This is a genomic window from Nonomuraea sp. NPDC005650 (assembly GCF_040605375.1).
Classification (GTDB): domain Bacteria; phylum Actinomycetota; class Actinomycetes; order Streptosporangiales; family Streptosporangiaceae; genus Nonomuraea.
In genome coordinates this window covers 38,597-52,492 of record NZ_JBEXCR010000003.1, presented here as the reverse complement: position 1 = coordinate 52,492, position 13,896 = coordinate 38,597, and the positions used below count along the sequence as shown (strand labels likewise).

Below are 13,896 nucleotides of genomic sequence, written 5' to 3'. Positions count from 1 at the left end.
CATGCCTGAAGATCCGCGGTTCCGCCTCGCGCTCACGCTGAGTCTGCCCGGCGATTTCGAAGCGGAGGAGATCGACGAGGAGGCCGCCTCGCTCGCCCAGGCGCTAAGCCGGCTCGGCAGAGTCGAGGGGACGGCCGCCCCCGGCCGGGATCCCGCCGGAGCGAAGGGTATCGAGGTCGTGCTCGGTGTCCTCGTGCTCACTGTCACGGCCTCTCGCCAGCTGCTGGAGAACGCGGTCGCGGCCATCAAGGCGTGGACCGAGCGCTCCTCGGCCCGGTCGGTCGTCCTCGAGCTCGACGGCGACCGCCTCGAGATCAACGGCGCGGGCAAGGAAGACCTGGAGCGGCTGATCGACCTGTTCGTGGACCGGCACGTCAAAGCCGAGCCATGACCCGCCGGGCCCTGCTGATCGCGAACTCGACGTACGACGACCCGCGGCTGCGGCGGCTGGGCGCTCCGCCCGCGGACGTGGTCGAGCTGGAGCGGGTCCTGGCCGACCCCGCGGTCGGCGCCTTCGAGGTCGAGATCCTGCACGACGGGACGGCCTCGCACGTACGCGACCGGATCGCCGCCCTGTTCGCCGGGCGCCGCCCTAACGACGTGCTCCTGCTCTACTTCTCCGGACACGGGCTCAAGGACGCCACCGGCGCGCTCTACCTGGCCGCTCGCGACAGCTTCGTCACCGACCTGGCGGGCACCGGCGTGACGTCCGACTTCGTCAACGCGTGCGTCCAGCGCTGCCGCTCACGCCGGATAGTGATCATTCTCGACTGCTGCTACAGCGGCGCGTTCGCGCGGGGCATCGTGGTCCGGGGTGACCGGGCGGTGCATGTGCAGGAGCGCTTCCACGGCCGGGGTTTCGCGATCATCACGGCGTCCTCCGCCATCGAGTACGCCTTCGAGGACGGCGTGCTCACCGAGACCGACCCTCGTCCCTCCACCTTCACCCGAGCGCTGATCGAGGGCCTCGACACCGGGGCGGCCGACCTCGACCACGACCAGGACATCACGCTCGACGAGCTCTATGGCTACGTCTTCAACCAGGTCAAACAGGAGAACCCAGCGCAGACGCCGTGCTGCTGGGTGTTCGGCGGCCAGGGCCGCTTCGTGATCAGTCGCCGCCGCGGGCCCACGCCAGATCCGCCGCGCGTGCCCGCGCCGGAGCCGGATGAGTTCCGCCCGCCCCGCTGGACCGGCCTGCTCGCCGGGTTACCTGTCGCCGCGGGCGCCGGGCTGGTCTGGTTCGGCGTCTGGGCACAGCTGATCGCCATGGTGCTGGGGGGCGGGTGGCTGGCGGGCCGCGGCCTGGTCTGGCTGGCGATGTCGCAGCTGGGCTCGACGAGCGTCGGCCGCGAGGGCGTCCGCGTGCGACCGGCTGTGTCGGAGCTGGTGCGCTGGCCGTCGGTGCTGGCGATCGAGGTATGGCCGGGCCTGCTCGGCAGGCGGATCGCCGTGCGCCGGGCGGACACGGCCCTGATGCATCGCCGCGCGCTCCCGGGTCCTCGGCGTCCCGAGGAGATCGAGAAGATCCGGGACTGGAGCTACGCCCAGGGCTCTCCGGCGCCCGTCCTGCATCTGTCCCGGTGGGCGGCGAGCCGCCGCGTGCTGGCCGCGGTCGCGCTTGTCCTGGCCCTGCTGGCCGCGGTGGACCAGCCCTGGACCCGGGTGACCGATCCGGAGGCGGCGGCCCTGCCACGCGCCTGCGACGTCCTCGACGCGGACATGATCAAGAGGCTCGACCTGTCTATGGGGCTCATGATCGATACATCTCCGTCGGACAATACGCTCACCTCGCAGATCAGCAGGTGCAGGTGGCCCGTCAACGTCCTCATACTCACCGGCGGCGGCGCCGTGACCCTATGGCTCGAGCGGTTCGAGCGGGATCCCCGTCGCTCCGGCGCGCAACGGGCCGCGGGCCAGTTCGCGGAGTACCGCGATTGGGACGGTGCGGCGGGACTGCGTCCGGGGAAGACCTCGCGCAGCTTGGGGGAGGAATCGTACGTGGCGGCGTCCGGCCGGCCCGGGACCGGGATCGTCCGGGCCCGCCGGGCGAACGTGCTGGTCACGGCCGAGGTGGCGGTCAACGGTCACCAGCTCACCCCTTCCAACCGCGCCTTCCTCGAAGACGTCGCCGCCACGGCACTCAGCCGGGTGAGTATCCAGCGTCCGGGGCCGAGACATGTCCGTCCTCACGTGGCCTCGTTGCCGGGGAACAGCAGGGACAGCTCACGTGGATAGGCGGCGATCAGGCGGAGTTCGTCGTCCGTGAGGGGGCGGCCGGTCATGGCGTTGCAGAGCTGCACCAGCCGGAACGCCAGGTCCTCCTCGCCGACCTCCACGCCCAGCCCGTCCATGACGTGCCGGAAGCCCGCCTTGCCGCCGTACTCTCCGGTCAGCACCACCCGGCCGTTCCGCGCGTGCCAGTCCTCGGGGAACGGGCCCAGCGTGGCCTCGTCGTACAGCTCGTAGTTGCCGTGGTCCTTGAGCGCGCCGTCGGCGTGGATGCCGCTCTCGTGCGCGAACGCGTTGCGCCCCACCCCGACCTGGTTGTACGGCAGCGGCTGCCCGAACGCGTATCCGGCCCACAGGCTGAACCGGCGGGCCCATGACAGGTCGAGGGCGTCGCCGATCTCCGCGTTGAGCCCGAAGCCGTGCTTGAAGGCCAGGATGGTCGAGAGCAGGTCGGCGTTGCCGGAGCGCTCGCCGATGCCGTTCACGCACGTGTTGATCCACGCGTCCTGCTCCGCGTCGAGGTCGCCGAGGGCGCCGGAGACGGAGTTGGCCACGGCCATGCCCAGGTCGTTGTGGCAGTGGGTCTCGACCGGCAGCGCGATGGCGGCGGCCAGCTTGGCGAAGCGCTCGCGGATCCGGTCGGGAGTGTCGCCGCCGATCGTGTCGCAGTAACGCACCCGGTCGGCGCCCGCCTGCTTGGCCGCCAGCGCGAACTCCAGCAGGAACCCGTCGTCCGTCCTCGACCCGTCCTCGGCGTTGACCCCGACGGTCTCGGCGCCCGCGGCCTTGGCCGTGCGCACGGCGGCCGTCATCTCCCTGATGATCACGTCCCTGTCCAGCCGTCCGCGGAACTTGTTCTGGATCATGTAGTCGGACGTCGAGATGGACAGGTTGTAGTGCTTGAGCCCGAGCGGGGCCGCCTTCTCCACGTCCTGCGGCACGCCCCGGCACCAGCCCGACAGCCGCAACCCGCCGAACGCCCCCGCCTCGGCCAGCGCCACCTGCGCCTTGACGTACGGGACCTCGTGGAACAGGAAGGGGAACCCGATCTCGGACTGCGCCACGCCGAGCTTGGCCAGATAGAAGTTGACCATGGTCTTGCCGAACTTCGACAGGCCGGTGCGCGCGGTCTGCACGCCGTCCCGGTTGGTCACATCGAGGAAGTGAACTTTTGGCATGCTCTCACGTTGACATGCGTTTTCAACGTGTATCAATATTGATTTTCATCAACGTCTGCTTGGAGGATTCACCGGAGTGGAGTGGATCGACGCGGCCACGGCGTCCGAGCGTCTCGGCGTCAAACCGGCCACGCTGTACGCGTACGTGAGCCGGGGGGTGCTGCAGCGGCGGCACAGCGACGACGGGCGGCGCAGCCTCTTCTCGGCGGAGGAGATCGAGCGCCTCGCCCGCCGCGGCCGGCCCCGGAGCCAGCCGCCGGAGCTCGTCATCGAGTCGGCCATCACGGCCCTGGGCGTGGACCGGCCCCACTACCGTGGCCTCGACGCGCTCGGGCTGGCGCTCACCAGCGACTTCGAAACGGTCGCCGCCTGGCTCTGGACCGCCGACCCAACCGTCTGGCACCCCCCACCCCCTGCCACCCCTGCGGCCCTGCCTCCACCCACCCCGTCAACGTCCCCGCCTCCACCCGCCGGAGAACGCCCGTCGACCCACGGCCAGGCGGTCGCCGGGGATGACGGGGAAGTGGCGGGTGCCCGAGGGGTGCGGTTCCGGTGGCCTGAGCCGTGGCGGTGCGAGGCCGACGCGTTGCGAGCAGCCGTGACCGCCCAGCGCGGGCTCCCCGACGACCTCCTGCCCCTCGACCGGCTGCAGGTCATCACCACGGTTCTCGGCGCCTCCGACTCCCTGCGCTACCAGCTCGACCCCGCCTCCGTGGCCGCCACCGGCCGCCGCCTGATCGCGGGCCTGGTCGACGCGCTCCCGCAGCTGAGCGAGCCCCAAGGCGACTCGATAGCCGAACGGCTCTGGTCCCGCCTGTGCCCGCACCCCGCCACCCCCGCTCTCCTGAACGCCGTCCAGGCCGCCCTGGTCCTGCTCGCCGACCACGAGCTCGCCGCCTCTACCCTGGCCGCCAGGGTCGCCGCCTCCGCCAAGGCCGACCCGTACGCCGTCGTGCTGACCGGGCTCGGCGTGCTGGGCGGCCCGCTGCACGGCGGCGCGTCGTACGGCGCGGAACGCCTGCTCGCGGAGGTCGCCGAGCCGCGCCAGGCCGCGCGGGCGATCGCGGAGCGGGTACGCCGCGGCGAGCGCATCCCCGGCTTCGGTCACAGCGTCTACAAGAACGGCGACGCGCGCAGCGCCCTCCTGCTCGACCTGGTCAAGGAGGCGGCGCCGGGGCACGAGCGGATCGCCGCCGGGGTGGCCGTGCTGGAGGAGATGCGCAGGCGCCGCCTCCCGGAGCGCAACGTCGACTTCGCCCTCGCCACCCTCACCGCCGTGAGCGGCATGGTGAGCGGCGCGGGCGAGGCCATCTTCGCGGTGGCCAGGGTGGCGGGGTGGCTGGCGCACGCGATGGAGGAGTACGACCGGGGCGCCCTCCTCCGCCTGCGCGCCTCCTACACGGGTCCGCCCGTCAAGTGAGCGCCGCCACCGTCCTGTCGACGTAGGCGGCCAGGGCGCGCACCCGGTCGGCGTGCTGGTCGTGCCCGACGATCACCGGCGGGTCGTTGTACGCCATCGCGTCCGACGACCGCCGCAGCTTGATGTACTGCCCGCAGGCGTCGATCGCGTACGGCTCCATGTCGTCCTGCAGCGCCCCGATCACCGTGATCCCGTACGTCTCCCCGATCCGTCTGAAGAGCGCGACGGCCTCCCTGCGGTGCTCCTTGCCCAGGTTGCGGCCCAGTTCGTCGAGCACGAGGCACAGGTGGCCGCCCCCGGAGGAGGCGATGGCCGCCGCGCACACCAGCTTGACGGCCTTCTCGTCCATGAGCGCGGTGTTGGCCCGCCGGTTGTAGGGCACGAACCCCTGCCCCTCGCCGCGCCGCCACTTCGGCGTCACCCGCCACTGCCAGCGCTGTTCGGGATCGGCCGGGGCGGGCGGCACCGGGAACTCCAGCGTCGCCCCGTAACCCCCGTACGAGGTGTCGAGCTTCTCGAACTCCTCGGCCACCCGCGTGAGCCGCGCCTTGATCGCCGCGGTCAGCGCCGCCCGGTGCACGGCCGTCGACTGCGCCGCCTCCTCGGCGCCCCTGGCCGCCGCCGACAGGTCGCGCTGCCGGGACACGACCTGGGCTTCGATCTGGCGGCGCTGGTGCCGTTCGTACTCCTCCTGGCCGCGCAGGTAGGAGGCAAGCGCACCGCACACCGCCGCGAACGTCGCCTGCTCCCGCGCCGTGCTCCCGCCCCGCTCGCTCAGCAGGAACCGCAGCTCCTCGGGGATCTCCGCGTCCTCCTCCGGGAACGTGTCGCGCAGGGCCTGGTCGAAGAGGCGTTCGGCGATCCGCCACCACTCCTCGGCCGCGCGGGGCCGCTCCTCCTCGGGCAGCGCGTTCAGCCATTCGCGGGCCGTCTCGACCGTGCCGCCCCAGTCGGCGGCCAGCGCGTCGAGCTTGAGACCGTCGCGTTCGGCGCCGACCTTGGCCTCCTGGTCGCGCGCCTGCGTCCGCTCGGCCTCGTGCCGGTGCCGCCGCCCCTCCAGACGTTCGATCTCCATGTCCCTGGTCCTGGCCCGGAAGTCCAGCGCACCGGCCTGCCGTTCGGTCTCGGCCACCTTCGGCGCCAGCTCCTCGATGGCCGCGTTCAGCTCGGTCAGCCTGGCCCGCCGCTCGCCCAGCTTCGCCTCCAGCTCGGCCAGGCGCACCCCGGCCCTGGCCCCCTCCAGCCGCCGCTGCGCCTCCGCGACGTCTTCCTCCCCGTCGCGTACGGCCTGCGCCGCCGTCTCCTGGACGTCCTTGGCCCGGTTGAGCCGCAGCTCGGCGGCCTTGATCCGCGCCTCCCGCCCGGTCGCCACCCCGTCGAACGCCCCCACGACGCTCACCCCGGCCGAACTGACCAGCACGGACCCGGGCAACTCGACCAGGGCGGCAGCGGCGGCGTCGAGCTGCGCGGCGTCCACGATCACCGCATGCTCGTTCGGCCACCCCCGCAAATCCCCCAACGACAGCCCGACCGACCGCCCACCACTCACCGCACCGCGACCAGCGCCCTGCCCGCCGTCGCTGTCGCCGTTCGCCGGGTCGCTTCCGGTGGCCTGCCCGGCCACCTCACCCGCATCGCCGTCGGACGCCTTCCCGTAGCGTGCTTTGAGGGCGGCGCCGAGCGTCTCGACGTCGCCCTCCCCGGAGGCCGCAGCGGTCGCCACAGGGGTGGCCGAGGTCGCCCCGGCGGCCCCGCGCAGCGCCCGGCCGCCGGGGGAGGGCTGCGCCGGAGGCGTGTGGGCGGCGTCGCGGGCCTGCTCGGCCACGTCGAGGGCGTCCAGCAGGCCGGTCGCGCCGATGCCCGCCGCCGTCAGCGTGTTGAGCTGGGCCGCCGCCGGGCCGCCCTCGGCGTCGTCCAGCGCGGCCTGCGCCGAGGACACCTCCTGGTCGGCCACCCCGAGCGCCTTGAGCGCCTCGTTCAGCCGCAGCCGGACCTCCCGCAGCTCCCGCTCCGCCGTGGGCACGTCACGCCCGTCCGCGAACCGGCGGGTCTCCTCCAACGCCGGGATCAGGCCACGCAGCTCGTCGGCGGAGTTTTCGGCCACCGCGCGGTCGGCGTCCATCTTGGCCGCCCGCGCCTGCAGCGCCGCCAGCTCCTTGCGGGCCTGCGAGACCTGCCTGTCGAGGGTGTCCTCCCGCAGCGTGCCGATCTCCGCCTTCACCATGGCGATCGCCTCGGTCGCCGCCTCACCGGCCGCGTGGTGGCGTTCGAGCTCGGCGGCCAGCGCCTCGTCCTTGCCCGCCGCATCGGCCAGCTTGCGCGCCTGCCTGCCGCGCCAGCACCGCAGCGCGTCCGCCAGCCGGATCCTCGCCTGATCACGCCGGTCGAACGTGGTCACCAGCGCCTTCGACTCCGTCTCGAACTCCGCCAGCCGTTCGGCCGCCTGCGCGGCGCGTACGCGCTTGGCGTGCTCGTCGCGGCGGGCCTCCCGCTCCTGCTCCAGCTCGGCGTCCAGGCCGGTCAGGGCCGCGATGGCCTCGAAGACGCGTTCGGGCGAGATCTCGTTGAGCGGCTGGGAGAGCAGGTTGGTCGCGACCTTGCTGCGTACGGACGTGGACAGGAACGACACGCACCTGACCCGGTCGCCGTAGAGCACCTTGGTGAGGTCGCGCGCCACCACGTCACGCCGCCCGGCCGACTTCGGCAGGGACGCCCAGATCTCGTCGGCCCGCGCCACCCGCTCGGCCTCGGACTGTGAGGCCGCCAGATGCACCCCTTCCCGCCACCGGATCTCCAGGTGCGGCGCCTCCTGGTTGACCTTGAGCCACACGGTGAGCGCCCCGCCCGAGGTGTCGGGCACCTCGAACAGCTCGCCGCTCAGCTCGGCCCCGGCCACCTGACTCTCGAGCTCGAACTCGCCACCCTGGGCCACGTCGGTGGCCCTGGCGCGGTCGGACGGGACACCGTCCTCCGCGCCGGTCAGAGCCGCGTCGTCAGGGAGCCCGGGAGGAGTCTCGTACGGGGCGAAGCCATCCATACCGGGCGGGCCGAAGACGCCCACGATGTAGCCGTGGTCGGCGCTCGCCCACTGGCGGGACCCGGCGCCGCTGGCCAGCTCAGCGTTGAACAGCAGCTCCGACACCGCCTTGGCGCCCGAGGCGAACCGCCACTGCTCGTCCCCCAGCAACGCCGTGATCGAGGCGATGAACGACGACTTGCCCGCGCCGTTGGAGTCCTTGGGCCCGGCGCCCGCGACGACGATGAGCGTGCCGGGGACGGTGGGCACCGGATGGGTCGAGAGCCGCGAAATGTTGACCGCCTGCACAGCGATCAGCACCCGGTCCCCGACGACGTTCTCCACCTGCGACACCTGAAACCCCCGTAGTCCTTCCATCCGTCATGACGCTGAATTCGTGTGCGGCCGCGGTCACTTCGCCGACCTTCGGGCTCGTACGGCTGCCGCCAGCGGCGTATTCGGCCCGGCCGCCAGGATCAGCTCCTCCTGCAACCGCCGCCGGGCCGCCGGAGTGAGCCGGTGGAACTGCGGCCCCGGCACGTAACCGCCCGCCTCCTCACCGGCCTTGACCTGCCCCAATAGCCCCGCGTGCCGCAACACCCGCAACGCCGCCTCCAGCTCGCCGATCGGCAGCTGGGTGTGACGGCGCAGCTCGTCCACCGGCGTGGGGTGCGGCGACAACCACGAGTCCTCGGGCAGCAGCCCTTCGGCCCTCGGGATGGCGACGGAGTGCACCAGGACGAGCGTCAGCACGGCCCGCTCACTCACCCCCAGCCGCGCCTCCGCAGCGGCAGCGGGGCGCATGGCAGGCGCTACCGCCCGCCCGGACACCGGACCGCCACCACCCGCAACGGCAGCGGACCTTCCGGCGGGAGCCGTCGCCCGTGCGGATGCCGGATCGTCACCATCTGCAGCGGCGGCGGACCGCACGGCGGGAGCCACCGCCTGCGTGGGCACCGGACCGCCGCCAGCCGCCCGATCGACGTCCTCGCCCACCTCCCCGGCTACGGCTGCGCCCGTGGTCGAGGGGCCATCCACCGGGGCCGAGCCGGCACTGGGAGGAGCTTCATCTGCGGTGCCCTCGCCCAGGGCCGCGTGCGTGGCCTTACGCAAGGCCCTACGTGGGACCTTGCGCTGGTTGTCGTGCGGCGCCTCGTGGGCGGCCTCGTGCGTGGCTTCGCCTGGGGTGCCGTGCATGGCCTCGTTCGTGACCATGTGTGGTGCTTCGGTGATGGACGCCGTGAGTGCGGCGGCTTGGGCGTCGTCGTAGCCCGAGGTCCAGCGGTCGCGTTGGTGGATGAGCGTACGGCCGCGCCTGGCCAGCATCTCGCTCAGCGTGTGGCGCAGCGCCGGGTCGCGCAGGGCAGTGAAGCGGACCTCCTGCACCGGCTCGGCGGCGTGCTCCACCACCATGAACGCCGCCACCAGCTCCGCCCGCCGCCGCTCGTCATAGCCCCCGAGCAGATCGTCGAACTCCGCGGACCCGCCCTCGACCCGCCCCCCGAACCCCGCCTCCGGATCGGGGGCGGCCTCGGCCGGGTGGGCGGCGGCCACGATGTCGGCGTCGGCGACCACGGTGAGCTCGGGACGTTCGGGCTCGGGCAGGCGGCGCACCAGCTCCTGCAACTGCGCGTGCGACTCGACCGGCCACAGCGCACAACGCGGGCCGAGGGTGACCACACCGTCGTCCACGACGATCCACGCCGAGTCGTGCAGTCGCCGCATCGCGCCGATCGCCCAGTTGCGCATCAGGTCGTCGGTGCGGCCGATCAGCGCCCGGTACGTGTCGAGCACCAGCTCCACGGGCGCGGCCTCACCCGGCCACGGGTCCACGGACAGGTCGGTCCAGCAGCACTTGAGCACCGCCGCCAGCACCCGCCTGGTCTCGCCGGACCGCTCCACCGGTACGGGTGCGACCTGGTACTCCTCCAGCAGCGAAGGCGTGACCCCGTCGGGCCACACCGGCAGCGCCTCCCCGGTGGAGTCGGGCCGCGTCAACCGCACCATGCCCGCAGGCGCGGGCTCCCCGGCCGCCAGCCACAGCGCCCCACTCGACCGCACCCGAACGTGCGCGCCGGGCCCGTCAAGGGCACCCGCCCGAGCCCGCGCCCTCGCGACGCCCTTCGAACGAGCCCCCGCACGTGCGCCGTCCTCCTGAGCGCCCCCCGCGCGCCCGCGCACCGGCCCGGCTACGCGCTGACGGCCAACGGCATCTGCCTGCTCGCCTCTGCCCGGATCCGGCTGCTCGCCTCCCGGCGCAGGTGAGCGCACTTCCACCGCCTGGCCATCGGGCTCACCAGCGGCGGCCGAGCGCCCACGCACTTCGTCGCTGATCCGCGTGGGCGTCTCCGAGGCACGCACTTCACCGCCGACTCGCGCGGGCGTCTCCGAGATGCGTGCCGCCGACCCCGGTCGGGCGGCTCCTACGCTGTCGGCCTTCGTGTGATCGGCCTCAGAGCGGGCGGCCTCCGTGTGGTTGGCCTGGGTGTGGTCGGCTTCCAAGTCCTTGGGGTCCGGGTGGTCGGGCTCTGGGCGGGTGGTGGTGGACATCAGGTGCGCTCCAAGTAGCCCTGGGAGAGCCAGGCCGGCTCGCGGTCCGGGTCGATCGTGAGCCCGTCGGACCACGCCAGCCGGTACGGCAGCTCAGGCCGCAGGTCCACGGTCGTCAGGTCGGCGAGCACGCGCCGCGCCGAGGGCCAGTCGGAGCCCAGCACGTCGGCCAGCGCCACCCGCGAGGCGCCGCCCAGCAGGGACTCCGCCACCTCCCGCAGCCGCTCCATGGCCGCGCTGAGCGAGGTGTCGAGGGAGTCGCCGGGACCGGGGTCGGGGAGGTTGGAACGAGGGGGAGTGGGCTGGGCGGGCGCGGGGCGCGGGGCCTCGTCCACGGCGCGGGCGATGGCGGCCGGATCGTGCCAGGGCGCCGGCGCGTCGAACACGAACCCGTCGAGCACCGCCGCCAGCTGCTCCCGCGACGCGGTCTGCGAGAACGTGCGCCACGTCTCCGTGGGCAGCAACGTCAGGTTGCGGGTGGTGCCCGCCGAGTCGGCCAGGCGTCCGGCGGCGCGGCGCGAGGCGTCGCTGTAGGCGTAGATGGCCGCCCGCAGGTCGGTGCAGGTCCGGTCGAGCTCCGGCCACCGGGTCAGGATGGTGCCGTGCAGCCCCTGCGCGCGCCGGGCGATCTCCTCGGTGCCCCACAGCTTGGGCGCCTGCTCGCGCAGCTCCTCGATGGTGCCCGTGGTGAGCGTGATCAGCTCCAGCGCCCACAGCCGGAACGCCCGCGACAGGTTGACCGCGCTCTGCCTGGCCTCCTCCATCGTCGTGCGCGGGTCGGCGACGTTGAGGTCTTCGAGCGCCAGCAGCCGGTGCATCTCCGACTGCCCGCCGTCGGACATCATCCGCCGGATGAACATCAGCCCGACGACGCTGGTGAACGAGGCCCGGTAACGCAGCTGGTTGGGCTTGGGGAACACCTCGCGGATGGCCCCGAGCCCCTTGAGCACCCGTAGCCGGTTGTCGAACTGGTCGCCCGGATAGGCCCGGCACGCGAAGCGCATCTGCTCGTGCGTCAGCCACTCCTCGCCCGCCTCCGCGAACGCCGAGAACAGCGTCTCGGCGATGTCGACCAGGGCAGGGTCGTCGACGACCGCACCGCTGTCGCGCGCCAGCGCGGCGAACATCCGGCGGTAGGTCGACAGGACCGCCTCGTCGGTGAGGACGGCGTCGAGGGTCAGGGGCTGTTCGGACACGGGCACTAAGGTACGGCTTCGAACCGACAGTCTCGGCACGCCACAACAACCCCACGAGCGCTACCAGCCGGTACATACGCACAAGCGGTCGGTGAGCGCTAGTGTGATGCCCGATAATACGGGGGCAAACGCTCTGTAATCGTACATACGGGGTGAGTTACGCGTGCAGTTGCGCATGCTCCGAGGTGACCGATCCACCGCCGTGATCGCCGGCGTGGCGGCCGTGGTCCTGGTGGCCGCGGCGGCGTGGTTCGGCGTGGGCGTGTCCAGCGCCAATCCGAAGCTGGCTGACGTGGGCGCCTGGCTCTGGACCCGCGCCAAGGGCAAGATCGTGCACGTCAACGGCCTGTCCGGCGAGGTCGACGGCTACCTCGGCGACAAGGCCGGCCGGCAGTTGCGCGTCGTGCAGGACGGCGGGAACGTGCTGCTCGTCGACGACGAGACCGGCAACGTCAGCCGCATCGACCCAAGCCAGCTCACGGTCTCCCAGACCCGCGACTTCGGCGCGGCCGGGCTGCAGCTCGCGGTGTCCGGCGACACCGGGTACGCCGTGGACCCGGCCTCCGGCAAGGTCCAGCGGATCGACCCGGCCACGCTCAACGCCGTCGGCGCCCCGATCACCCTGCCGGGACCGCTCGGCGCGGCCCGCATCGACGGCGGGGGCCGACTGTGGGTTCCGGTGACCGCGAAGGGCCAGGTCGTACCGGTGTCGAACGGCACCGCGGCGAGCCCGCTCAAAGTCGGCGAGCCGGGCGAGGAGCTCTCGGTCACGATCGCCGGCGGCCTGCCCGTCGTGGTCAACAGCCGGGCCGCCACCGCCGTGGTCATCGGCGCGGACGGCGGCGTCGGCGAGATCACCCTGCCCAAGGGCGTGGCCCAGGCCGCCAAGGGCGGCGCGCTCACCCCGGCCACGACCGAGGGTTCGCTGGTGCCGATCCTGACGGCCGGCGACTCGGGGCTGCTCGTGGTGATCGACACCTCGTCCAACGCGGTGCTGAGCACCAAGTTCGAGTCGGACGACCCCGCCAAGCTCGGTGTTCCGCAGGTGCTCGGCACCAAGGTGTACGTGCCCGACCAGGGCAAGGGCTCCCTCATCGTCTGGGACAGCGCGGACGGCGGCCGGCCCACCACGCTCCAGGTCGCCCGGGCGCCCGGCCCGGTGGACGTGTTCGTCAAGGACGGCCTGCTCTGGGCCAACGACGAGAACGGCGACAAGGCGGTCGTCATCGACCCCGAGGGCCGCAAGCACGACGTCGACAAGGACGACTCCGACGTACCGGGCCCGACCAACACCCCCAAACCCAAGCAGACGCCGCGCCCGGAGCCGTCCAGGACGGACACCCTGCCCGACCCCGTGCCCACGAGGACAGAGCCGCGCCCCACGGAGACCCGTGAGGCCGAGCCGACCCGTGAGGCCGAGCCGACCCCGAGCCGCGGGCCCACCAGGTCGCCCACGCCGACCCCGTCGCCCAGCGCGCCGTCCGCGCCCGGCGCCGTGAGCGCGCGGTCGGGGCCCGGCAAGGTGACGGTGGGCTTCAGCCCGTCCACCGGCGGCAAGGTCGTGCGGTACACGCTGAAGACCTCGTCCGGCGCCGGCCGGTCCGTGCCGCAGTCGGTGGACGCGAACGGGCCGTTCCAGTTCGAGTTCACGGGCGGGGACTGCGCGAACGAGTACACGTTCGTGGTGGTCGCGCACTGGGCGGGCGGCGAGGTGGAGTCGGAGCCGAGCGCCGGGGCCAAGCCCTGCGTGGCGCCCGGTTCGCCGGCCGGTTTCACCGCCAAGGCCAAGAACCGGGGCGCAGATCTGAACTGGAGCGCCCCCGCCAACGCCGACGACGGCGTCACGTACGAGCTGACCGGCGATGCGACCGGCAACGGCATCAAGGGCACGTCGTTCGCGGTGGACGGGCTGAAGAACAACCAGAAGTACTCGTTCAAGCTGAAGGCCAAGAACGCGGCGGGGGAGAGCCCGGACGTGGCCACGGCCGAGGTGGACCTGGCCTACCCGAGGCAGCAGTACAAGAACAAGAACAACGACCAGACCAACACGCTGATCCGGCCGACTCCCGCCAAGAACGGCGACGCCAACGTCGGCAAGATCCCGCAGGGGCAGTACATCACGGTTACGGTGATCTGCCAGGTCAAGGGCCAATCTGTCACCGAGTCGCAAGACGGCAGCACGAGTGACATTTGGAACAAAGTTGAAACGCAGTACGGGAACGGGTGGCTCAGCGACACTCTGGTGGCGACTCCGGACGGCGGGTTCCCCAAGGGGCCGCTCTTCGAGTGCACCGACTGAGGAGG

Annotated in this window: 9 protein-coding genes; 5 read left to right on the top strand and 4 right to left on the bottom strand. The window is 72.6% G+C overall.

Annotation, left to right across the window (positions count from 1 at the left end):
• The first annotated feature begins 1 nt into the window (after position 1).
• Positions 2–391, top strand: coding sequence for a hypothetical protein (locus tag ABZS69_RS05725; RefSeq protein WP_355367064.1), 390 nt, complete (start codon positions 2–4; stop codon positions 389–391).
• The gene (locus ABZS69_RS05720) at positions 388–2,238 is read left to right on the top strand and encodes a caspase family protein (protein WP_355367061.1); all 1,851 of its coding nucleotides are present in this window, start codon (positions 388–390) and stop codon (positions 2,236–2,238) included. Before ABZS69_RS05725 ends, ABZS69_RS05720 begins: the two co-directional genes overlap by 4 nt.
• On the opposite strand, the gene ABZS69_RS05715 is transcribed toward ABZS69_RS05720, so the two are convergent.
• Positions 2,190–3,410, bottom strand: coding sequence for a hypothetical protein (locus tag ABZS69_RS05715; RefSeq protein WP_355367058.1), 1,221 nt, complete (start codon positions 3,408–3,410; stop codon positions 2,190–2,192). The genes ABZS69_RS05720 and ABZS69_RS05715 overlap by 49 nt on opposite strands.
• A gap of 76 nt (positions 3,411–3,486) precedes the next feature.
• Here ABZS69_RS05715 and ABZS69_RS05710 point away from each other — a divergent pair, with 76 nt between their 5' ends.
• Positions 3,487–4,830, top strand: a complete 1,344-nt coding sequence (locus ABZS69_RS05710; RefSeq protein WP_355367055.1) for a citrate synthase — start codon at positions 3,487–3,489, stop codon at positions 4,828–4,830.
• Here the strand turns inward: ABZS69_RS05710 and ABZS69_RS05705 are convergent.
• Together ABZS69_RS05705 and ABZS69_RS05700 are read right to left on the bottom strand one after the other, a co-directional pair.
• The gene (locus ABZS69_RS05705) at positions 4,823–8,191 is read right to left on the bottom strand and encodes a chromosome partitioning protein ParA (RefSeq protein WP_355367052.1); all 3,369 of its coding nucleotides are present in this window, start codon (positions 8,189–8,191) and stop codon (positions 4,823–4,825) included. The two genes, ABZS69_RS05710 and ABZS69_RS05705, sit on opposite strands and share 8 nt — an antisense overlap.
• A 66-nt stretch (positions 8,192–8,257) precedes the next feature.
• Positions 8,258–9,853 (bottom strand): hypothetical protein, encoded by a 1,596-nt coding sequence (locus ABZS69_RS05700; protein WP_355367049.1) that lies wholly within the window; start codon positions 9,851–9,853, stop codon positions 8,258–8,260.
• A 60-nt stretch (positions 9,854–9,913) separates the two neighbouring features.
• Here ABZS69_RS05700 and ABZS69_RS05695 point away from each other — a divergent pair, with 60 nt between their 5' ends.
• Positions 9,914–10,111 (top strand): hypothetical protein, encoded by a 198-nt coding sequence (locus ABZS69_RS05695; RefSeq protein WP_355367046.1) that lies wholly within the window; start codon positions 9,914–9,916, stop codon positions 10,109–10,111.
• 284 nt (positions 10,112–10,395) lie between these two features.
• Here ABZS69_RS05695 and ABZS69_RS05690 read toward each other — a convergent pair whose 3' ends face one another.
• Positions 10,396–11,592 (bottom strand): hypothetical protein, encoded by a 1,197-nt coding sequence (locus tag ABZS69_RS05690; RefSeq protein ID WP_355367043.1) that lies wholly within the window; start codon positions 11,590–11,592, stop codon positions 10,396–10,398.
• A gap of 175 nt (positions 11,593–11,767) precedes the next feature.
• Between ABZS69_RS05690 and ABZS69_RS05685 the strand changes: the two genes are divergently transcribed.
• Positions 11,768–13,891 carry a hypothetical protein gene (locus ABZS69_RS05685; RefSeq protein WP_355367040.1) on the top strand — a complete coding sequence of 708 codons (2,124 nt, stop codon included), beginning with the start codon at positions 11,768–11,770 and terminating at the stop codon, positions 13,889–13,891.
• The last annotated feature ends 5 nt before the right edge of the window (positions 13,892–13,896 follow it).